This window comes from Conexibacter sp. CPCC 205762, assembly GCF_030646155.1.
Classification (GTDB): Bacteria; Actinomycetota; Thermoleophilia; order Solirubrobacterales; family Solirubrobacteraceae; genus Conexibacter.
The window spans coordinates 1-19,354 of sequence record NZ_JAUTDN010000014.1; the positions used below are offsets into that span (position 1 = coordinate 1).

Consider the following 19,354-nt stretch of genomic DNA (forward strand, 5'->3'; position numbering starts at 1 on the left):
GCGGCGGCGGCGGGGCGGGCGCGCGGCCCGGCGCGGCGTCGCGCGCGGCGCGGCGCGGCGGCTACTCGCGCGCCGCTCTGCGCTGCTCCGCCTCGATCCGCTCCAGCCGCGGCTCCTCGCCGTGGTCGACGAACCGCATCGCGGCGCCGACGGCCGGGTGCACGTCGGCGATCAGGCGGTGCAGCTGCTGCGCGACCGCGCGGTAGGCGGGGTGGCCCTCGCGGCCGGAGCGCAGCTCCGCGACGTGCATCGCCTCGCGCGCGTTGAGGTCGAGCACGTAGCGGATCCGGTGGCCGAGGCAGAGCGCGTAGGGGGCCTGCGCGCGGTGGCCGTCGTCGACGAGACGCTGCCAGGCAGTGCGCGAGACGTCGAGCGCGCGGCGGTAGTCGTCGCCGCGGCCGGCCGCCTCGACCTCCGTCGGCACCGCCGCGCCGAGGTGCGGCGTCAGCGTCTGCCACTGGACGGTCAGCATGCGGTGGCGCTGGAGGTCGCGGAAGGCGCCGTAGTCGGAGACGATCTCGAAGCGGTAGCGGAGCGCCTCGAAGCCGCGCCCGGGGCGGTGGCGGCGGTTGCTGCGCGGGCCGCACAGCTCCGCGATCGCGTCGGCGCGCTGCTCGGCCGTAAGGCGCTCGACGCGGGCGCGCACGCGCGCTTCGCTCGTCCCGGCCGCCTCGAACAGCAGCGCCGTCAGCAGCCGCTGCTCGTCACCGTCGACGTGCGTGAGGCGGACCGATGGACCTTCCGGCGTGGCAGCGTAGACGCTCGCGTCGTCGAGTCCGAGCTGGCGGGCGATCCGCGTCTCGGCGGCGCCGCGCTCGCGCAGGTAGTCGATCCAGACGCCGCCGCGGTCGGGCCGCTCGACGCGCGCGACGAAGCTCGGCAGCGCCGCTCTGACCGCCCTCAGCAGCTGCTCGCCGCAGCGGCGCGCCTCCGGCAGCGGATGGGCGAGCAGGTGGAGGATCAGCGCCTCGACCGCCTGGCCGCTGGCGAACAGGCCCATGTGCGAGAGCGAGCCGGCCGGCAGCAGGCCGCGCACGAGGTCGAGCGCCTTCGCCTTCACCGCGCGCGCGTGCGCGGCGCGGCCGGCGCTCCCGCCCGCGGCGGCCGGGAAGCGCTCCGCCACCCACGCGGTCATCGCCGGCAGCAGCCGCGCGTAGGTCGCGAACAGCTCGTCCATCGCCCGCTCGTACTCGGGCCCGAGCGCCGCCTCGCGGTGGTAGCGCCAGCCGCCTCCTGCTCCCGGCAGCGGCTGGTCGTAGGCGATGTAGCGGGTGCTCTGCTCCAGGTAGGCGCCGAGGCGCGGCCGCTGGAGGATCTTCGTCAGCACGTTGGAGACCCACTCGCAGGCGACGTGGACGCCGCCGAGCTGGGCGACCGAGTCGTCCCCGTAGCCGACGAAGACGCGCTCGTACAGCTCGGCCGCGCGGCCGGCGGGCGGGGCGGGGGCGGCCGGCGAGGGCGTCGCGTGCGCCGATCCGGCCGGTGCCGGCGGGAGGTCGCCGGCGAACTCGTCCAGCAGCAGCCGCCGCAGCGTTCCGGGGTGGCGCGAGTAGCGCGCGAACAGCGCCGCCTTGACCGTCTCCGGCAGGTCGACGAGCGCGAACACCGGCGCGTCGACGTCGGTCACGTGCCGCGCCAGCAGCGTCCGCTCATCGTCGCTGAAGACCTCGGCGGGGCTCATCGCGCCATCCTCGCAGACCGGTTGGCGGAGCCCGGTGGCGACGCCCGGCGCCGCGCCTGAAGTCAACCCCAGTGAATTGGTTTGTCCGCTCAACGACTGCGGTCAGTTCAGCGGTGTTTCCAGTTGCCGGAATCTGCGATATTGCGCACGGCGGCCTGTTCCGGGCCGTTGTGTGATCGCGGGGCCCCACGCGAACACTTCATGCTGCTTTGACGAGAGGAATTCAGATGAAGATCCGTCATCTCCTGATGGCGCTGGTCGCTGCTGTCTCGCTGTCCTTCGCGCTGGCAGGCACGGCGTCCGCGTCGTTCACCTGTTACGGCAACGTGACGTCGATCCCGATGTACGGCGATGGTCCCGGCGTCGGCCCGGTCGACTGGTACATGGGCAGAAACGAGGCCTTCATAGGCCAGCTAACGGTCGTCTCCAACGGTCACTTCTGGTCGTTCGGGCACAGCACCGGCTCAGCTCCCTACGACTACTGGGTGCTAACCGAGAAGCTGCGCTGCTGAACGATCGGATTGAGTGGTGACTGACGACAGTCACTGTCGCTGAACGACCGGGGTCCGCCACGTGCGGACCCCGGCGGTCAGCCGATGCGGTAGGAATCGCATATGGAGACGAGTGCGCTGGACGAGCAGGCCGTCGCCGCGGAGGCGCGGCTGCTGTGGGAGGCGGAACGGACGCGGGTCGCGGTCGCCCCGGTGATCGAGCGCCACCCGAGCGCGACGATCGCCGACGCCTACGCGATCCAGCTCGCCGGCCGCGCGCTGCGGCTGGGCGCGCCGGGCGCCGCGCTGGTCGGGCGCAAGGTCGGCCTGACGAGCCGGGTGATGCAGGAGATGATGGGCGTCGACCAGCCCGACTTCGGCTACCTGACGGCGGCGATGATCTCGCCCGACGGTGCCGCACTCGACCCGGCGGAGTTCCTCGCGCCGCGCGTCGAGGCCGAGATCGCGTTCAGACTGCGCGCGCCGCTGTCCGGCGCGGCGCTGACGATCGACGACGTGCTGGCCGCGACCGAGGCGGTCGCGCCGGCGCTGGAGGTGATCGACAGCCGCATCGCCGACTGGCGGATCGGCATCGTCGACACGATCGCCGACAACGCCTCCTCCGGCCATGTCGTGCTCGGCGAGTGGACCGCGCTCGACGCGCTCGCCGGCCTCGATCTCGCCACCGTCCCCGTGACGCTCGCGGTCACGCCTGACGGCGACGCCAACACCGGTACCGGCGCGGCGGTCCTCGGCCATCCCGCCGCCCCGATCGCCTGGCTGGCGAGAGCGCTCCACCAGTACGACGCGGGCGCCGCGATCGACGCCGGCGCGGTCGTCATCCCCGGCGCGGTCTCCAGAGCGCTGCCGGTGGCGGCAGGGCAGACGGCGCGCGCGACGTTCGCGGGGCTGGGGGAGGTGACGGCGACGTTCGAGGCTCGGCAGCTCCAGTAGCGCGAGCGCCGTCGCCGATCACGCCGCGGAGGGGATCACCGCCCGCACGCGCGTCCCGCGCCCCGGCACGCTGTCGACGTGCAGCTCGCCGCCGAGCGCCTCGACGCGGTCGGCCATCCCGCGGATCCCGCCGCCCGAGCGGGCGCGCGCGCCGCCGGCGCCGTCGTCGGCGACCTCCAGCGCGAGCAGGCCGCCGGTGCGCGCGAGCGACACCGTCAGCGCCGCCGGGCCGGCGTGCTTGAGCGCGTTGGAGATCGCCTCCGAGACGACGAAGTAGGCCGCGCTCTCGACGTCGAGCCGCAGGCGCTGGTCGAGCCCGGCGACGTGCAGCACGATCGGCAGCGGCAGGCGGTCGCGCAGATCCTCGATCGCCGCCGCGAGCCCGCGCTCGGTGAGCTGCGCCGGCATCACGCCGTCGACCAGCTCGCGCAGCTCGACGATCGCCGATCTGATGCCCGCGCGCAGCGTCTCGCGGTCGTTGTCGCCCGCCGCCTGCACCGCCAGCAGCACCAGCCGCGCCTGCAGGCCGTCGTGGAGGTCGCGCGCGATCCGGCGCCGCTCGCCGTCGGCGGTCGCGGCGATGCGGGCGCGTGAGGCGCGCAGCTCGACGGTCAGCCGCTGCCGGTCGAGCGCGATCGCGACGATCCGGCCGGCCTCGCGGATCTCCTCGGGGCGGTCGAACAGCATCGCGTCGTAGGCGATCGCGCCGACCACGCGCCCGCCCAGCTCGACGTCGACCGTCCCGCGCCCGTTCGCGCCCGCCGCGACGAGCACCGGGATGCCGCGATCGTCGACGAGCGCCTCCTCGCCCTGGACCCGGAACAGGACCTGGACGGAGGGGTCGCCGAGCGTGGTCGCGAGCGCCGCGCGCAGCTCCGGCCGCCCGGACTCGTCGGATCCGAGCCAGACGCCCAGCTCCGCGAGGTCGCTGGTGCGATCGAAGCCGCCGCGCGAGGCCGCCACGACGAAGACGATCGGCACGAATCCGAGGCTGACGAGCTGGAGGATCGTGCGCGGCACCGGGTCGCCGTCGAAGACGCTCTGCTCGAGCGCGCTGCTGACCGGCACGACGAGCAGCGCGAAGATGCCGTAGACGGAGAGCGGGACGAGCACGCGGCGCTGCTCCGGCCGGGCCTGCCGCATCCGCTCGATCAGCAGCGCGGCGGTCGCGATCACGACGAGTGCGCCCGCGATGCGCTGCACCTGCAGGCCGGCGTCGGCGAGGTCCGGGCGGTCCGCGAGCGAGAGCGGGTTGCCCGCGGCGTACAGGTACAGGGGCGCCTGCAGCGGCAGGCAGACGAGGTAGCCCGCGAGCACGACGAGGCGCTCGGTCCTGGTGTGCAGCCGACCGGTCGGGAAGCTCAGCAGCAGCTGCACGATCACCGCGAGGATGACCGTCCCGACGATCATGCCGACGGCGACCGGCACGGGCGCGTCGACGGCGACGACCTCCGCCAGCAGCGCGAAGCCGCCCGCGACGACGAGCAACAGCCCCAGGCGGCTGCTCGGCCGGCGCACCCACGCCAGCAGCCCGGTCGTGACGTACACGAGCCCGAGCGCCGGGAACCACGCCGTCAGCCAGGCGAACTCGCCGCCCTGATGCAGGATCACCGCGACCTCTGTGGCCGCGACGCAGACCGCGCCCAGCCCGATCAGCCAGAGCGCGGCGGTGAGCGGCCCGTTCCGCGACGCGGCGGGGGAAAGGGACGACGCGGTCGAGGCCCGGGGCACGCGGATGCGCGCATCCTGCCAGAACGGTCACCTGACGGCGAGCGTCGATGCGACAGTTCCCGGAGCGCTGCCGCGCCGCGCCGACGCACCCGAAGGAGACCTAGGTCCCTTGCCGGGGTCTCGGCGCTCTTGCAGGCTGATGCGTCATCGCGGCAGCCAGACATCGACGATCGAGGAGCAGCATGAGACGACTGACCGGAGTCGCCGCGGCGATCGCGCTGGCGGGCATCGCCGCGCCGGCGGCCGAGGCCGCGCCGGTGCCCGGCCTGCCGCCGGAGGCGCTGACCGTGATGAACCAGCCGGCCTACCGCCATTCGCAGTGGAACATCGCCGTCCGCGACGCCGCCACAGGCGCCCCGGTCATCTCGCTGAACGCCGACGTGCTGGCGCAGCCCGGGTCGGCCAACGACGACGTCGGCAAGGTCGCGGCGTCGATCCAGGGCGCCTACTGAGCCCTCCGTGACCAGAGGTCGCGGAGGCTCGCGGCGATGTGGGCTCTATGTGCGTCGTCGAGCGGCATCGCCGTGCAGCGTTCGAGCAGGAGCGTGATGTCGCACAGCTCGTGCTCCAGGCAGACGCGCGCGAACTCCCAGTCGCGGTCGCGTCCGGCTGCGAGCTTGGCGAGCACGAGATCGTGGATCTCCATGCAGAGCGCGATCAGCGCGGATAGATGTCGGCCTCCATCGAGCGCAGCAGCTCGGCCGGCGCCTCGGGGTGGCTGCCGAGCACGGCTTGACTGCCGATCACGACCAGCTCGTCCTCGTCGGCGACCTGTGCCGCGGCGGCGATCACGTGTTCGAAGTCGGCGCGATTTATCGGATCTCGGCGACGATCCGCTGCCGCTCAGACTCGGAGAGAGCCCCCGCGAAGGGGGAGTTCTGGCGCATGTCGTCGGCGTCTGTGCCACCCGCACTGATCTGCTCTCTGACCGTGCGCAGCGGACCGCGCAGAAGCAGCTCCCACCGCCGGGCGTACACGGGGTCGATGCGACCCTGGCTCTCCCACTCCCAGACCCGGTGCAGCGCTGTGTCCGCCATCGCCCGCGTGAGCTTGCGAGCGACCGCGCGGTGGTACGCGAGCGCCCGTGCCCGGCTGCGCTCGTGCGCGCCTTCCGCGGGCTCTTCGACATCGATCTGCATTCGCTCAGCCGCCTGGCGGGCAGCGGTCATCCGCGGCTCGATCACGTGCTTTCGTCCTTGCGCGCGTTGCTCGGCGACATCCTCGTAGAGATCTGCAAGCTCGCCGACGGGAACGCCCGGGCGGCCGCTGGGGGAGAGCACCGTCGGCAGCTCGCCACGTCTGATCCACCGCCGGATCGTCGCCTCCGACACGTCGAGGATCGATGCTGCCATCGACATGCTCACGGCGGAGCCGATCTGCGCCTCTATCTGCGCACGCACCTCGGGGATCTCGCGAACGCCAGGCGCAGCGCGCTCGGCACGCCGCAACGCCATCACCTGCTCGAACCATCGGCGCTTGTCAGCGATCACGCTCACCGCGACCACGATAACAAAAGACGAGAAATCGCTTCAAAACTCGTACTTTGTAGTTCTGGGTTCAGCCTCCAGAACGACGAAAGCCCCGCCGGAGCGGGGCTTTCGGTGAAGCGGATGAAGAGACTCGAACTCTCGACCTTCTGCATGGCAAGCAGACGCTCTAGCCAACTGAGCTACATCCGCGCTGACCCGGGGGAGTATATCCAGACTCGCGAAGCACGTGTCGTCACCCTGGCGCGGGCAGGAGCTTGCCCGGGTTGAGCAGGCCGCGGGGGTCGAGGGCGGTCTTGAGGGAGCGCATCGCGGCGACCTCGGCGGTGCCGCGGGCGCGCTCCAGCCAGCGGGCTTTCGCGACGCCGACACCGTGCTCGGCGGAGATCGTGCCGCCGTGGTCGAGCACGAGCTGGAGGACGGCGTCGTCGGCGCGCTCGTCGTCGGCGGGGAGGCCGAGCAGGTTGACGTGGACGTTGCCGTCGCCGAGGTGGCCGAAGAGGATCGGGCGGACCGCGGGGCCGAAGGGCGCGACCGCCGCGGGGACGGCGGCGAGGAAGGCGTCCAGCGCCGCGAGCGGGACGCCGACGTCGAGCTTGTGGGGCACGCCGGCGGCGTTGATCGCGTCGGCGTGGCCCTCGCGCAGCGCCCACAGCCGCTCGCGCGAGACGGTGTCGTCGGCGATCAGGGCGTCCTCGATCCCGGCCCGGTCCAGCGCCGCCACCAGCTCGTCGGTCGGGTCGGTGCGGCTGGCGCATTCGGCCAGCACGTAGACGGAGGAGGGCGACGGCAGCGGGGAGGACCGTCTCAGCTGCGACAGCACCAGCCGCAGCCCCGCGTCGAGGAAGAACTCGCACGACTCCAGCGACGGCGCCTCGGCCCGCAGCGCGGTCAGCAGCGCGGCGGCGGCCGCGGCCGACTCCAGCGGCACCAGCGCCGCCACGCGCGCGTCCTGGCGCAGTTCCAGCTTCCACAGCACCCGCGTCACGATCGCCAGCGTGCCCTCGGAGCCGATCAGCAGCGACGGCAGGTCGTAACCGGCGTTGTCCTTCGTCAGCCCCGCCATGCGCGTGATCACGCTGCCGTCGGCGAGCACCGCCTCCAGACCCGCGACGCGACCGCGCGCGGTCCCGTGACGCAGCGCGCGGGCGCCGCCGGCGTTGCACGCGACCGCGCCGCCGATCGTGCAGGAGTCGCGCGCGGCGAAGTCGAGCCCGGCGTCGAAGCCGGCCGCGCGCGCCGCCTCCTGCAACGCCGCCAGCGTCACGCCCGCGCCGACCGGCACGAGGCCCAGCGCCGAGTCCACCGGTCCGATCGCGTTCAGCCGCGTCAGCGACACGACGACCTCGCGGCCGTCGGCGGACGGCACGCCCCCGCCGACCAGTCCGGTGTTGCCGCCCTGGGGGATCAGCGGCACGCCGGCGGCCGCACAGGCGGCGACGACCGCGGCCACCTCGGTGACGGAGGCCGGTCGCACGACCAGCAGCGCCCGCGCGCCGAAGCGGCCGGTCCAGTCGGTCTCGTACTGGGCCGTCAGCGAGGGGTCGTCGAGCACGTGGCCGGCGCCGACGACCTCCTGCAGGGCGTCGCGCAGATGGTCTCTCTCGTCCATAACATGTGACATGCTACTCACGCTCGCCGTGGGGAGCGGGCGCCCGACGAACGAGGAGCGAGCGATGGCCGCAGCGCGAGAGACGATCTTCACCCTGGAAGCGACGCCCGTGAAGTTCGGGCCCGGCTCCTCGGCAGACGCCGGCTGGGAGCTGAAGCGCCTCGACGTCTCGCGGGTGCTGCTGGTGACCGACGCGGGCGTCGCGGCGCTCGGCCATCCCGAGCGGATCAAGCGTTTGATCGAGGCGGAGGGGATCGAGGTCGTCGTCTTCGACCGCTCGCGCGTCGAGCCGACGCTCGAATCGCTGGAGGAGGCGGTCGCGGCGGCGCGCGCGGCCGGCGTCGACGGCTTCGTCTCGGTCGGTGGCGGCTCGGCGATCGACACGGCGAAGGTCGCCAACCTCGTGCTGACCCACCCGGCGCCGCTGATGGACTACGTCAACGCTCCCGTCGGCGGCGGCCGCAAGCCGCCCGCGCCGCTGAAGCCGCACCTGGCGATCCCGACGACCTCCGGCACGGGCTCGGAGGCGACGACCGTCGCGGTGCTCGACATCCCCGAGCTGAAGGTCAAGAGCGGCATCTCCCACCGCTACCTGCGCTGCACGCAGGCGATCGTCGACCCGGAGCTGACGCGCACGCTGCCCGCCGAGATCACCTCCTCGGCCGGCCTCGACGTCGTCTGCCACGCGGCCGAGTCCTACATCTCGCGCCCGTTCGACACGCGCCCGCGCCCCGCCAGCCCCGACGACCGCCCGCCCTACCAGGGCTCCAACCCGGTCGCCGACGTCTGGTCGGCGAAGGCGCTGGAGTACGGCGGCAGCTACCTGCGCCGCGCCGTCGCCGACCCTGACGACGTCGAGGCGCGCGGCTGGATGATGCTCGGCGCGACGATGGCCGGCGTCGGCTTCGGCTCCGCCGGCGTCCACATCCCGCACGCCTGCGCGTACCCGATCGCCGGCCTCAAGCACGTCTACCAACCGCCCGGCTACCCGGCCGACCACCCGTTCGTCCCGCACGGCCACTCGGTCATCGTCACCGCGCCGGCCGCCTTCCGCTTCACCTACGACGCGGCGCCCGAGCGCCACCACCACGTCGCCGAGCTGCTGCACGGCGGCCCGCTCGACGACCCCGGCCCCGACACGCTGCCGCAGGTGATGAGGCAGCTGATGCGGGACGTCGGCGCCCCCAGCGGGATCGCCGAGCTGGGCTACACGGAGGGGGACGTCGACGTGCTCGTGGAGGGCGCGCTGAAGCAGCAGCGGCTGCTCGCCGTCGCTCCCAGACAGCCGACGGCGGACGACCTCCGCCGCATCGTCACCGCGTCGCTGCGCAACTGGTGACGGGCGGCGACGAGCATCCGCTGGCGCTCGGCGCGCTCGACGGGGGAGAGCGGCAGACGCTGACCGATCGCGCGACCGTCGCGATTCGCGCGGCGATCGTCGACGGCCGCCTGCGCGCCGGCGAGCTGTACTCGGTCGCGAGACTGGCAGAGCGGCTGGAGGTCTCGCGCACGCCCGTGCGCGAGGCGCTGCTGCTGCTCGAACGGCAGGGGATGGTGCGCTTCGAGCGCAACCGCGGCGCGCGCGTGCTGAAGTCCTCCGCCCACGACCTCGACGAGGTCTTCGCGCTGCGGCTGCTGCTGGAGGTGCCGGCCGCGCGCCGCGCCGCCGAGCTGATCGGCGCGCACGAGCTGGAGCAGCTGGCAGAGGTCCTTGCGGCGATGCGGGAGCACGTCGGCGACGCCGACGAACGCGCCTTCATGGCCCACGACAGACGCTTCCACGAGCTGCTGCTGGCGGCTGCGGGCAACCGCCGCCTCGTCGGCGTCGTCGGATCGCTGCGCGACTTCGTCCGCTTCCGCGGCGCCTCGACCGTCGGCCGCGGCCGCGACCTCAGCGCGATCTACGAGGAGCACGTGCGGATCCTCGACGCGCTCCGCGCCGGCGATCCCGCGGCGGTCGGTGCGGCGATGCGCGACCACCTCGTGCACACGCGCGAGCTGCTGCTCGCGGCCGACCCGGCCGGCGACGGCGAGGCGGCCGGCGAGCCGCCGTGGCCGGCGCGGCTGAGCTGACGCCGGACGCCGCCGGTTCGGACTGCGCGCGACGCCGCCGTCGTCTACCCTTCTCGATCTCGTTGGCGACGTGGCGGAGTGGCTACGCAGCGGCCTGCAAAGCCGTGTACACCGGTTCGATTCCGGTCGTCGCCTTGTCCGGGGAGCGTGAGCGCGACCCGGATCGCATCACCGGAGCCGCCACGCTACGCTTCCGGACCTCCCAGGGCGATTAGCTCAGCTGGGAGAGCGCCGCCTCGACAAGGCGGAGGTCACTGGTTCGAGCCCAGTATCGCCCACTCGACGAGCCCCGCCGACAGCGGGGCTCGCTCAGTTCACGGATCGAACGAGGGGACGGGGCGATGTGGCGACGACGGGGCTGGGCTGGTGCGGCGCTGGCGCTGCTGGTGGCGGCCGCCGCCGGCTGCGGTGGCGGCGATGACGGCCCTTCGACGTCGCGCGCGCAGTCGACGTCGACAGCCAATTCGGCGCCGAGCGGTGGAACGAGCGATGCGAAGCAGCGGGCGATCTCGTCGCTGCTCGTCGAGAGGGACCTGAGAGGCTCGAGAGCGCAGGGGTCCGTGATCGCCTACGGCAGCCGCGAGCTGAGAGAGCTCGAAGCGCGCGCCGCCGAGATGGGGAGCGGTGGGGCGTTGCTCGGCGGCTGCTCCGACATCGCCAGATCCGGCCCCAGAGCGGTCGCCTTCGCGATGACGCAGCTCGTCATCGAGCATGCGGCGACGGCGGTGACGAGCATGACGATGATCTTCGGCGACGAGACGCAGGCGCGCGCGGTGGCGGCGCTCTACGGCACGGCCACGACGCGCGACTGCCTCGCGCGGGAGTTCAGAGGCAACATGCGCGCGATCCTCAGGCGCAGCGGCTTCAAGGGCAGAGTCGGAGACGCGACGGCGCGGGCGGTCGCGCTCCCCGAGGTCGGGGATACCCGCTACGGGATGCTGATCGCGCTGCCGGGAAGCGGCGGCGGCACGCGGATGACGGTCTACGCGGAGCACTTCGTGGTCCAGGACGGCGCGGCGATCGGCCTCGTGACGACGACGACCGACGGCACGCCGCCGGCGAGCGATGGGCGCGAGTTCCTCGCGGCGCGGGTGGCGGAGCGGCTGTCGCGGATCACCGCGCCCGCGACCACGACCGAGACGCCCACCACGACGACGCCGCAGACGACCGCCGCGACGAAGCCGGTCGACGAGGCGCAGAAGGAGCGCGCTCTCTCCGCGCTGCTGCAGCCGGGCGACCTGCCCGGCTTCGAGACCGAGGGCGAGGCGGAGGCGCTCTGGACCGCCGGCAGCAACAGAGGCAGAGACGCCGGCAACCCGTTCGCCTCGCGCTGCATCGGCGGCAGAGCGACCTGGAGACTGCTGGTCCAGGCGAGAGCGCAGAGATTCGTGTTCCCCGCGGGGAACATCCAGAACGGTCTCTTCGTCTTCGAAGACGCGCAGCAGGCGAGCGACGCGCTGCGGATCTACGATCGCCCGCAGATGCGCGACTGCTTCGCCCGCAGAGCGCTCGACCAGTTGCGCACCGGCATGCGGCTGGAAGGAGAGAGCGGCTACACGATCGGGAAGCCGGCGATCAGAACGCGCGACCTCGGGCAGATCGGCGACGACAGCTACGCGATGCAGCTGACGATCCCGCTGAAGGCCGGTAGCGACAGCGCCACCTTCTTCACCGACATCGTGCTGGTACGCCAGGAGGAGGCGATCAGCATGATCTCGACGCTCGTGTTCGGCGAGGCGGCGCCGGGCGAGGTGCTGAAGCCGCTCACCGAACTGGCCGCCGACCGCCTCGAGGAGGTCTACGGCTGAGCGCCGGGGGAGCGCGCACGCGGCACGCCGCTTGGGTATGATCCAGCTCCCAGGGCGATTAGCTCAGCTGGGAGAGCGCCGCCTCGACAAGGCGGAGGTCACTGGTTCGAGCCCAGTATCGCCCACTCACTGAAAGCCCCGCACCTGCGGGGCTTTCGTCGTTTCGGCCTGCCTTTCTCTCCAACGGCCGTCGAGTGTGACGCTGAGCGGCGAGGCGCCACGCTACGGTGGCTGCCATGAGCGATCTCGCTGCCGTCCTCTCGCGCGACGAGGTCGCCGACCGGCTGGAGCGCAAGTGGTACGACGACGAGCTGCTGGCATGGGCTGAGGCGACGCTCGTGCGCGCGCCGGACGACCAGCGCGCGCTGGCGATCGCGGGCCGCTGCTGGTCGGCGCGCTGCGAGGTCGAGCGTGCCGACGAGCTGTACCGCCGCGCCGCCGCTCTCGGCAGCGGGCTCGCCACGCGCAAGGCGCAGGAGATGCGACAACGGATCGAGCTGCGCGCGGACGTCGAACAGCGGCTGCTCGCCGACCTCGACGGCCTGCTCGCGGAGGTCGAGGCGGCGCGCGCGCAGGAGCGCGACCTCGCCTTCCAGGTCGAGGCGCGCTGGGTCCTCGCCGAGCTTGACCGCTCGCCCGGCAGTCTCGCGGCGCTCGGCGGCGCGCTGCGACGTGCGACCGAGCACTACGCGGCGAGCCGCGTCTTCGCCGAGTCCGTCGCGCTCGACGGGAACGTCGCGACCAACGCCGCGACGTTCACCGGGATCGCGGCCCTGCAGCGTGCGCTCGGCGACACCGACGCGGCCGAGCGGCAGTACCTCGCCGTGCTGGCCGCGCACCCGCGCGACCGTTACGCGACCGAAGGGCTGGCGGCCGTCCACCTCGACCGGATCGAGCGCAACGGCAGCGAGCGCGCGCTCGCCGCCGTCAGACCGCTGATCGCGCGCCTGCCGCGTGACAGCAAGGCGCTGCGGCGTTGGTGGGCGCTCCGCGCTACTCCTTGAACGGCAGGTCGCAGCGCTTGGCGCGGTCGTTCGCCGACCAGATGCGGCCGCCGAAGTTGTCGGGGGAGAAGAAGGCCAGGCGGCTGAGGCCGAGGCCGGGGTCGCGGGCGGTCTCGGAGCGGAACAGCAGGTCCGAGATGCTCGCCGACTTCGGGAACACGTTGAAGTCGCGCGTCGGCCACAGCGTCGTCGTGCGCCGGCCGCCGTTCTCCCACAGCTCCGTCACGCCCACGGACGCGCCGCCGTCGATCCGGTCCCACGGATGGCTGGAGAACCAGCGGTTGCCGTAGTTGTCGCGCAGCATGCACTCGGTGCCGACCGCGGTGCCGGAGCCGACCGGCTTCGGCGTCGCACGCAGCAGGTACGGGAAGGCGGTCGGGACGAGCGACTCGGCGAACCAGCGCTTCGCCGACAGCTTCAGCTGCGCCGAGGCGGTGCCCATCGTCGCCGGCAGTCTCCAGTCGTTGTCGACCTTGCCGGCGGCAGCCTGCAGCTTGCCCCAGTCGCTCACGACCAGCAGCGCGATCCCGGTCGTCGCCTGCTGCGCGAGGTCGTAGCGGTCGTACAGCTCGTGGCCGAGCTGGCCGGCCTTCGTCGTGATCTCGTCGCCGAGGATCGACTTCCCGTTCTCCTGCGTCAGGTAGGAGGCGAGCGAGAAGACCGCCGACATCCCGCTCAGCCCGCCCGAGACGCTCGACTCGACCGAGCCGCCGACGGCCGCGATCTCGCTGACGAGGCCGAGCGCCCACGAGGTCGTCGCGTCGCCGGTCGGGGCGGCGAACTCGCTCCGCAGCCTGTCGGAGAGGTCGTTGAGGTCGAGGATGCTCTTGCCGGTCGTGCGGTCGAACGGCGCCTGCAGCGTCGTGAACCAGTGCTCGACGTTCGCGACGGCCGAGAGCTCGGCGTCGAGCTGCGTCTTGACCGCTCTGAAGTCGGCCTCGCCGAAGCCGCTGTCAGCGCCCGGCCAGGTCAGCTTCCCGAGGTCGGTCGCCTTCTGGTTCCAGTTGGCCGCGGCGTAGTTCTCGTAGTAGCGGCGGCGCATCTCGCAGCTGGTCGCGCTCGTGTTGCAGAAGCCGAGTCTGATCGCGATCCACGTCTCGGCCTTCTTCTGCTCGGCGCTGAACGCCGGGAACGGCACGGCTCTCTGGTACGCGACCTCGACGACCTCGGTGTTGAGTCTCCCGAACGGGTCGGCGGCGACCGGCGTCAGCTGCAGCGAGCGATCGGGCGAGGCGACGCCGTTGAGGTCGCCGTGCTCGCCGGTCTTGGTGCTCGACTCGGCCGCGGGCGCCGCGGCGCCGGGTCGGCCGACGAGCGCGTAGCTGTCGTTCTGGCCGTCGAGCGCGTTGATCACGTAGCGGTTGCCGCCGATCCGCACCATCTGGTCGACGAGCGCGTTCCAGTTGTCCGCTCTCGCGCTCGGCCGCCCGATGCTCTGCATGATCACCAGCGGCGCCGGCTTGCGGTCGAGGTAGCCCTTCAGCCAGTCGGCCGCGACCTTGACCTGGTTGTTGGTGTCGCTGCCGTTGCTCGTGAGCGGGTTGTCGTCGAGCACCGCGCCCGTGTACGGGTCGATGATCATCGTGTGGAAGCCGGCGGTCGCGCCGGCCGGCAGCGTCTTGGCGTAGTCGACGCCGTTCCAGCGGATCGTGTTGCTGGTCGCGCCGGGGGTGCCGACGCGCGTGTCGAAGGTCGGGTGGTTCAGCGGCGCGACGTCGTAGTGCGGCGGCGCGACGCCGGCCGTCGCCTGGTTGAGCTGGAGGTTCGCGGCGATGCTGGCGGAGGCGGCGCTGGAGCCCTTCGGCGGCAGCTTCGTCCACGCCGCGCCGGGCAGTCCGCCGGGGATGCCGACGAGCGAGAACGGCGTGCCGGCGGTGATCGCGTCGATCTGCGCGTCGGTCACGTCGGTGGCGCCGAGCTTGCCGAACAGCTTCTTCAGCGGCCCGCCGACGTCGCTCGTCGTGCCCTGCGCGCTGGCCACGATCATCATGTACGTGTCGGTGTTGTGGGCGTAGTCGTCGACCATCGCCAGCAGCTGGGTGATGCCGCCGCCGTGGCGCGGCGTCGTGCCGGCCTCGACGACCGCGCGCGTGCGCCGCTCCAGCACGACGACGAAGATCCCGTTGCGGTCGTAGGTGTTGGGGACCGGCTTGCCGTCGATCCAGACGCCGGCCGCCGGATCGCTCGACAGCGTCACCAGCGGCACGCCGATCGGCGGGTCGTCGGGCCGCGCGACGACGGTCAGCGTGTCGCGCGAGCTGGCGCGGCCGTCGCCGGCCGTCAGCTGCAGCACGTAGGTGCCGGGGCGGTCGGGCGTCAGCTGCGGCGTCGCGGTGCGGGCGTCGGCGAGCTTCGGCTTCGCGCCGCGCGGCGCCTTCGCGATCCGCCAGCGGTGCCTGCGCTGCGCGCCCTGCATGCCGACCGGCTCGACGCCGACCTCGACGCCGCGGCCGGCGAGCGTGGTCGCGTCGCGGCCGGCGTCGGCGAGCGGTCTTCTGACGTTCATCCGGCGGGTCGCGACGAGCACCCGCCCGCTGCGCAGCCGCGCCCGCAGCCGCAGCCGGTTGTCGCCGAACCGCAGCCCGTCGTGCGCGGTCAGATCGCCGACCCGCTCGTTCGCCCCCTGGCGCCGGAACGAGCCGTCGGCGCGGCGGCCGTTGACCCACGCGTGCAGTCTCGCGGTGCGCGGCAGCCGCAGCCGCACGACGACCGGCGCGCTGGCGCCGCCGATGCGGACCGACTGCACCTGCAGCGTCTGCTTCGCAGGCATGGCGGGCTTCGCCGGCTTGGCGACGGCGACATCGGCGGTCGCGGACGGCAGGAGCCCGGCGAGCGCGATGCAGGCGGCGGCGCCCGCGAGACGACGCGAGCGCGGGGACGGGGCAGGACGTGCGGGCATGTGGTGGCGACCTGACGGCGGGGACGAAAGTGGACGGTGTTCGGTAACCCGTTCATCGGCAGCGTACGACGTTCGGTTGAGTGCGCTAGGTTCGAACCCCGTGACCCGGCTCGCCCGCAATCGCGACACGCATCTGACGCGTGAGGAGATCGCCGCCGAGGCGCTGCGTCAGTTCGACGCCGGCGCGACCGCGCCGAGCATCCGCCAGCTCGCGACCGCGCTCGACGTCGCGCCGTCGGCGATCTACCACCACTATCCGTCGCGGGCGGCGATCTACCAGGCCGGCGTCGACCTCGTCTGGACCGAGGCGACCGCCGACGTGCTGGAGCTGGTCCCGGACCCCTTCAACGCGCCGCCGCAGGAGACGCTGATCGCGGCCGGGATAGCCTCGCGCCGCGCCTTCATGCGCCACTACCGGATCGCCCCCTACGCCTCCGCGACGCCCGCGGGCGAGGGGATGATGGCGAACGTGATCGCGCTCGTCGCGAGCCTGCTGGAGCGGATCGCGCTGAGGGGAGAGGCGGCCGCCGGCGCCTTCCACACCTACGCGACGTTCACCTTCGGCACGATCATCTTCGCCGCGACCCGCCAGATCGCGCACGAGGAGCTGGGCGGCGCGGTCGGCGACGGCAGCTTCAGCTCGGCCCCCGGCGAGCGCGAGGCGAGCTTCTCCAGCAGCGCGACGCGAACCGCGATCGACGGCGTGATCGACCTCTCCGCGATCGACCCGGAGCGCGACGAGCAGCTGTTCGCCGACGGCCTGAGGCGCCTCGTCGACGGCTTCGTGCGGGAGGCCGCGGATGCATGACATCGCCGACCGCGCCGACTGCGAGCGGCTCGTGCGCGCCTTCTACGGCCGCGCGCTCGCCGACGAGGTGATCGGCTTCATCTTCACCGACGTCGCCAGACTCGACCTCGAGGCGCACGTGCCCGAGATCACCTCCTTCTGGGAGAAGATCCTGCTCGGCGCGCAGAGCTACGGCGGCGGCGCCTTCGCGCCCCACATCAGGCTGCACGCGCAGGTCGGCCTCAAGCCCGGCCACTTCCAGCGCTGGCTGCTGCTGTGGCGCACGACCGTCGACGAGCTGTTCGCGGGCGAGCGCGCGGAGCTGGCGAAGGCGCATGCCGAGCGCGTCGCCGGCGCCTTCTCGCGCCGCCTCGCCGCGCTGCCCTCGCCGTACGGCCCCGGCGATCCCGCGGCCGCCCCGCCGATCGGCGGCCTGCTGACGATCACCCGCCACGGCGACGCCGCTTAACGCACCGCGCCCGCGAGGGACACTCGCGGGCGCGGCGGCTTGCGGGGTGCGATGCAAGCTTCTAGACGCCGGCCAGCTCCCGCTCGCGCTCGGCCTCCGGGCGCAGCGGCTCGACCGGCGGCTCGTGCGTCACCTGCGGCAGCCAGCCGAGCCATCTCGGCAGGTACCAGTTCCAGTCGCCGAGCAGGCTCATCGTCGCGGGCAGCAGCACCGCCCGCACGAGCGTCGCGTCGATGAAGATCGCGACCGCCAGGCCGACGCCGAGCTGCTTGAACTCGATCGCCGACAGCGTCGCGAAGATCGCGAAGACCGCGACCATGATGATCGCCGCGCTCGTCACCGTCGAGGCGGTCGTCTTGATCCCGTGCGCGACTGCGCGGTCGGTGCTCATGCCGCGGTCGTACGCCTCGCGGACGCGGCTGAGGATGAACACGTGGTAGTCCATCGACAGCCCGAACAGCACGACGAACAGGAACAGCGGCAGCCATGAGGTGATCGCGCCGGTCGAGTCGAAGCTGAGCAGCGACTCGGCCCAGGTGTGCTGGAAGACGAGCACCAGCACGCCGTAGGCGGCGCCGACCGACAGCAGGTTCAGCACGATCGCCTTCGTCGCGATCACGATCGAGCGGAACGTCACCAGCAGCAGCAGGAAGGCGAGCGTCAGGACGAACGCGAAGACCCAGAAGATCCGCGAGCTCATCAGATCGTTGAAGTCCTGCGAGCCGGCGGTCGTGCCGGTGACGGCGGTGTCGGCGCCTCTGCCCAGCTCGGCGCGCAGGGCGGGCGCCAGCTGGCCGCGCAGCTCGCCGAGCGAGGCGTGCGAGGCGGCGTTGGTGCCGTCGCCGTCGATCGGCAGGCCGATTCTCGCGACGTCGCCCGCTCTCGACAGCTCGATCGTGATCGGCTCGTGGATCGTGCCGGTCGCCAGGGCCGCTCTGCGGAATCTGCCGAGCGCCGCCTGCGCCTGCGGCGTGCGCAGGTCGCCGGCGCCGGAGACGGCCATCTCGGCCTCGATCTGCTGGCCCGGGAAGGCCGACTGGATGCGGTCGAAGGTCTGCATCACGGGCAGCGAGCGCGGCAGCGTCTCGATCCCCGGCACCGCGGTCTTCATCCCCAGCACGGGGATGCAGAGCGCGAGCAGGAGCCCGCCGGAGATCAGCGCCGAGACGAGCGGGCGGCGCAGCACGGCGTCGATCACGGCGCCCCAGACGCGCGGCGGCTTGGAGACGTCGCGCTTGCGCATCACGAACGGGATGCGGCCGCGGTCGACCTTGTCGCCGAGCTTCGAGAGCAGCGCGGGGAGGACCGTCAGCGAGGCGATCAGCGAGACGCCGACGACGAGGATCGCGCCCATGCCCATGCCCATGAAGGTCGAGTCGCCGGTGATGAACATGCCGGCCATCGCGATCATCACCGTCAGGCCCGAGATCAGCACCGCGCGGCCCGAGGTCGCCGCGGCGGCCTGCAGCGCCGCCTCCTCGGAGCGTCCCGCCGCGCGCTCCTCGCGTTCGCGGCGGAGGTAGAAGAGCGAGTAGTCGACGCCGACGGCGAGGCCGATCAGCAGCACGACCGAGCTGACGCTGTCCTCGACCGCGATCACGTGCGAGCCGAGCGCGACGAGGCCGAGCGTCGCCATCACGCTGGAGAGCGCGAGCAGCAGCGGCAGGCCGGCGGCGACGAGCGCGCCGAAGGCGGCGATCAGGATCAGCAGCGTGACCGGGATCGAGAGGATCTCGGCCTTCTTGAAGTCGTCCTCGAACATCTTCCCGAGCGCCTTGCCGGCGGAGGCGTCGCCGAACTGCTCGACGCGCAGCTCGGGGTGCGCTCTGGCGGCCGCTCTGGTCTGCGCGAGCAATGCGCCGACGTCGTCCTCGGCGTCCTCCTCGCTCGCTCTCATCTTGATCTGGACGATCGCCGCATGACCGTCGGCGGTGATCTGGCCGCCGTTGCCCTCGGCGTAGGGCGAGGAGACGCGCGCGACCGCGGGCAGCCTCTGCATCCGCGTGACGACGTCGTCGACCGCGGCTCTGAACTGCGCGTCGCTCGCCGTCAGCTTCGGCGACTGGATGAAGACCGTCTCACCCGACTGCTGCGGGAAGGCGTCGTAGAGGACGCGCTCGGCCCGGCCTGACTCGCCGGTGCCGCTGTCGCGATCGCTCACGGGTCTGGTGCCGGCCATGTTGCCGGCCATGAAGGCGACGATCACGAAGGCGATCCAGCCGAGGATCGCCGTCTTCCGGTGTTGTGCGCTCCACCTTCCGGCGCGCGCCGCGAAGTTCTCTCTCTGCATTGCTCGCAACCCCTTGCGTTCAGCCGATGACTCGATGCAGGAAGCAGGCTCTCAGCGGCCGGCTGCCG

General features: G+C 72.7%; 17 protein-coding genes and 4 tRNA genes. 12 read left to right on the forward strand and 9 right to left on the reverse strand.

Annotated features, from left to right (window positions below):
• Positions 1-61 precede the first annotated feature (61 nt).
• Positions 62-1,681: an FAD-dependent thymidylate synthase gene (locus Q7L73_RS12955; RefSeq protein WP_304690006.1), complete on the reverse strand. Its 1,620-nt coding sequence runs from the start codon at positions 1,679-1,681 to the stop codon at positions 62-64.
• A gap of 227 nt (positions 1,682-1,908) precedes the next feature.
• On the opposite strand from Q7L73_RS12955, the gene Q7L73_RS12960 reads away from it, so the two are divergent.
• Both Q7L73_RS12960 and Q7L73_RS12965 read left to right on the forward strand, forming a co-directional pair.
• Positions 1,909-2,193 carry a hypothetical protein gene (locus tag Q7L73_RS12960; RefSeq protein ID WP_304690007.1) on the forward strand — a complete coding sequence of 95 codons (285 nt, stop codon included), beginning with the start codon at positions 1,909-1,911 and terminating at the stop codon, positions 2,191-2,193.
• Positions 2,194-2,295: 102 nt separating this feature from the next.
• Entirely contained in the window at positions 2,296-3,126 is an 831-nt protein-coding gene (locus Q7L73_RS12965; protein ID WP_304690008.1) for a 2-keto-4-pentenoate hydratase, read from the forward strand.
• An 18-nt stretch (positions 3,127-3,144) separates the two neighbouring features.
• Here Q7L73_RS12965 and Q7L73_RS12970 read toward each other — a convergent pair whose 3' ends face one another.
• The gene (locus Q7L73_RS12970; RefSeq protein ID WP_304690010.1) at positions 3,145-4,737 is read right to left on the reverse strand and encodes an ATP-binding protein; all 1,593 of its coding nucleotides are present in this window, start codon (positions 4,735-4,737) and stop codon (positions 3,145-3,147) included.
• A 302-nt stretch (positions 4,738-5,039) separates the two neighbouring features.
• Here Q7L73_RS12970 and Q7L73_RS12975 point away from each other — a divergent pair, with 302 nt between their 5' ends.
• Positions 5,040-5,309, forward strand: coding sequence for a hypothetical protein (locus Q7L73_RS12975; protein WP_304690011.1), 270 nt, complete (start codon positions 5,040-5,042; stop codon positions 5,307-5,309).
• Here Q7L73_RS12975 and Q7L73_RS12980 read toward each other — a convergent pair.
• The 5 genes from Q7L73_RS12980 to Q7L73_RS13000 form a co-directional block, all read right to left on the reverse strand.
• Positions 5,303-5,503, reverse strand: a complete 201-nt coding sequence (locus tag Q7L73_RS12980; protein WP_304690012.1) for a hypothetical protein — start codon at positions 5,501-5,503, stop codon at positions 5,303-5,305. The genes Q7L73_RS12975 and Q7L73_RS12980 overlap by 7 nt on opposite strands.
• A gap of 11 nt (positions 5,504-5,514) precedes the next feature.
• Positions 5,515-5,649, reverse strand: coding sequence for a hypothetical protein (locus Q7L73_RS12985; protein WP_304690013.1), 135 nt, complete (start codon positions 5,647-5,649; stop codon positions 5,515-5,517).
• A gap of 20 nt (positions 5,650-5,669) precedes the next feature.
• Complete coding sequence (locus Q7L73_RS12990; protein ID WP_304690015.1) at positions 5,670-6,353, reverse strand: helix-turn-helix domain-containing protein; 684 nt, start codon at positions 6,351-6,353, stop codon at positions 5,670-5,672.
• Between the two features lie 109 nt (positions 6,354-6,462).
• Positions 6,463-6,536, reverse strand: a tRNA-Gly gene (locus Q7L73_RS12995).
• Between the two features lie 43 nt (positions 6,537-6,579).
• Positions 6,580-7,956, reverse strand: coding sequence for an FAD-binding oxidoreductase (locus tag Q7L73_RS13000; RefSeq protein WP_304690016.1), 1,377 nt, complete (start codon positions 7,954-7,956; stop codon positions 6,580-6,582).
• 64 nt (positions 7,957-8,020) lie between these two features.
• On the opposite strand from Q7L73_RS13000, the gene Q7L73_RS13005 reads away from it, so the two are divergent.
• The 7 genes from Q7L73_RS13005 to Q7L73_RS13035 all read left to right on the forward strand — a co-directional run bounded on the left by Q7L73_RS13005 (position 8,021) and on the right by Q7L73_RS13035 (position 12,841).
• Positions 8,021-9,295, forward strand: coding sequence for a hydroxyacid-oxoacid transhydrogenase (locus tag Q7L73_RS13005; RefSeq protein WP_304690018.1), 1,275 nt, complete (start codon positions 8,021-8,023; stop codon positions 9,293-9,295).
• Positions 9,292-10,029 (forward strand): GntR family transcriptional regulator, encoded by a 738-nt coding sequence (locus Q7L73_RS13010; RefSeq protein ID WP_304690020.1) that lies wholly within the window; start codon positions 9,292-9,294, stop codon positions 10,027-10,029. The genes Q7L73_RS13005 and Q7L73_RS13010 overlap by 4 nt, the downstream gene beginning before the upstream one ends.
• Positions 10,030-10,093: 64 nt before the next feature.
• A tRNA-Cys gene (locus Q7L73_RS13015) sits at positions 10,094-10,164 on the forward strand.
• Positions 10,165-10,234: 70 nt separating this feature from the next.
• Positions 10,235-10,307 (forward strand) — tRNA-Val (locus tag Q7L73_RS13020).
• Between the two features lie 63 nt (positions 10,308-10,370).
• Entirely contained in the window at positions 10,371-11,837 is a 1,467-nt protein-coding gene (locus Q7L73_RS13025) for a hypothetical protein (protein ID WP_304690022.1), read from the forward strand.
• A gap of 52 nt (positions 11,838-11,889) precedes the next feature.
• A tRNA-Val gene (locus tag Q7L73_RS13030) sits at positions 11,890-11,962 on the forward strand.
• Positions 11,963-12,073: 111 nt separating this feature from the next.
• A complete protein-coding gene (locus tag Q7L73_RS13035; protein WP_304690025.1) occupies positions 12,074-12,841 on the forward strand; it encodes a hypothetical protein in 768 nt (255 codons plus the stop codon).
• On the opposite strand, the gene Q7L73_RS13040 is transcribed toward Q7L73_RS13035, so the two are convergent.
• Positions 12,831-15,740, reverse strand: coding sequence for a hypothetical protein (locus Q7L73_RS13040; RefSeq protein ID WP_304690027.1), 2,910 nt, complete (start codon positions 15,738-15,740; stop codon positions 12,831-12,833). The genes Q7L73_RS13035 and Q7L73_RS13040 overlap by 11 nt on opposite strands.
• A 100-nt stretch (positions 15,741-15,840) precedes the next feature.
• Here Q7L73_RS13040 and Q7L73_RS13045 point away from each other — a divergent pair, with 100 nt between their 5' ends.
• Complete coding sequence (locus Q7L73_RS13045) at positions 15,841-16,548, forward strand: TetR/AcrR family transcriptional regulator (RefSeq protein WP_304690029.1); 708 nt, start codon at positions 15,841-15,843, stop codon at positions 16,546-16,548.
• Positions 16,541-16,996, forward strand: coding sequence for a group III truncated hemoglobin (locus tag Q7L73_RS13050; RefSeq protein ID WP_304690031.1), 456 nt, complete (start codon positions 16,541-16,543; stop codon positions 16,994-16,996). The genes Q7L73_RS13045 and Q7L73_RS13050 overlap by 8 nt, the downstream gene beginning before the upstream one ends.
• Before the next feature lie 61 nt (positions 16,997-17,057).
• Here Q7L73_RS13050 and Q7L73_RS13055 read toward each other — a convergent pair whose 3' ends face one another.
• Complete coding sequence (locus Q7L73_RS13055) at positions 17,058-19,286, reverse strand: MMPL family transporter (protein ID WP_304690033.1); 2,229 nt, start codon at positions 19,284-19,286, stop codon at positions 17,058-17,060.
• Positions 19,287-19,354 lie beyond the last annotated feature (68 nt).

Bases quoted from the DNA above. Each gene is read 5' to 3' on its own strand.
- Q7L73_RS12955 (WP_304690006.1), bottom strand. From the start codon at position 1,681: ATGAGCCCCGCCGAGGTCTTCAGCGACGATGAGCGGACGCTGCTGGCG.
- Q7L73_RS12960 (WP_304690007.1), top strand. From the start codon at position 1,909: ATGAAGATCCGTCATCTCCTGATGGCGCTGGTCGCTGCTGTCTCGCTG.
- Q7L73_RS12965 (WP_304690008.1), top strand. From the start codon at position 2,296: ATGGAGACGAGTGCGCTGGACGAGCAGGCCGTCGCCGCGGAGGCGCGG.
- Q7L73_RS12975 (WP_304690011.1), top strand. From the start codon at position 5,040: ATGAGACGACTGACCGGAGTCGCCGCGGCGATCGCGCTGGCGGGCATC.
- Q7L73_RS12980 (WP_304690012.1), bottom strand. From the start codon at position 5,503: ATGGAGATCCACGATCTCGTGCTCGCCAAGCTCGCAGCCGGACGCGAC.
- Q7L73_RS13000 (WP_304690016.1), bottom strand. From the start codon at position 7,956: ATGGACGAGAGAGACCATCTGCGCGACGCCCTGCAGGAGGTCGTCGGC.
- Q7L73_RS13005 (WP_304690018.1), top strand. From the start codon at position 8,021: ATGGCCGCAGCGCGAGAGACGATCTTCACCCTGGAAGCGACGCCCGTG.
- Q7L73_RS13025 (WP_304690022.1), top strand. From the start codon at position 10,371: ATGTGGCGACGACGGGGCTGGGCTGGTGCGGCGCTGGCGCTGCTGGTG.
- Q7L73_RS13035 (WP_304690025.1), top strand. From the start codon at position 12,074: ATGAGCGATCTCGCTGCCGTCCTCTCGCGCGACGAGGTCGCCGACCGG.
- Q7L73_RS13040 (WP_304690027.1), bottom strand. From the start codon at position 15,740: ATGCCCGCACGTCCTGCCCCGTCCCCGCGCTCGCGTCGTCTCGCGGGC.
- Q7L73_RS13050 (WP_304690031.1), top strand. From the start codon at position 16,541: ATGCATGACATCGCCGACCGCGCCGACTGCGAGCGGCTCGTGCGCGCC.
- Q7L73_RS13055 (WP_304690033.1), bottom strand. From the start codon at position 19,286: ATGCAGAGAGAGAACTTCGCGGCGCGCGCCGGAAGGTGGAGCGCACAA.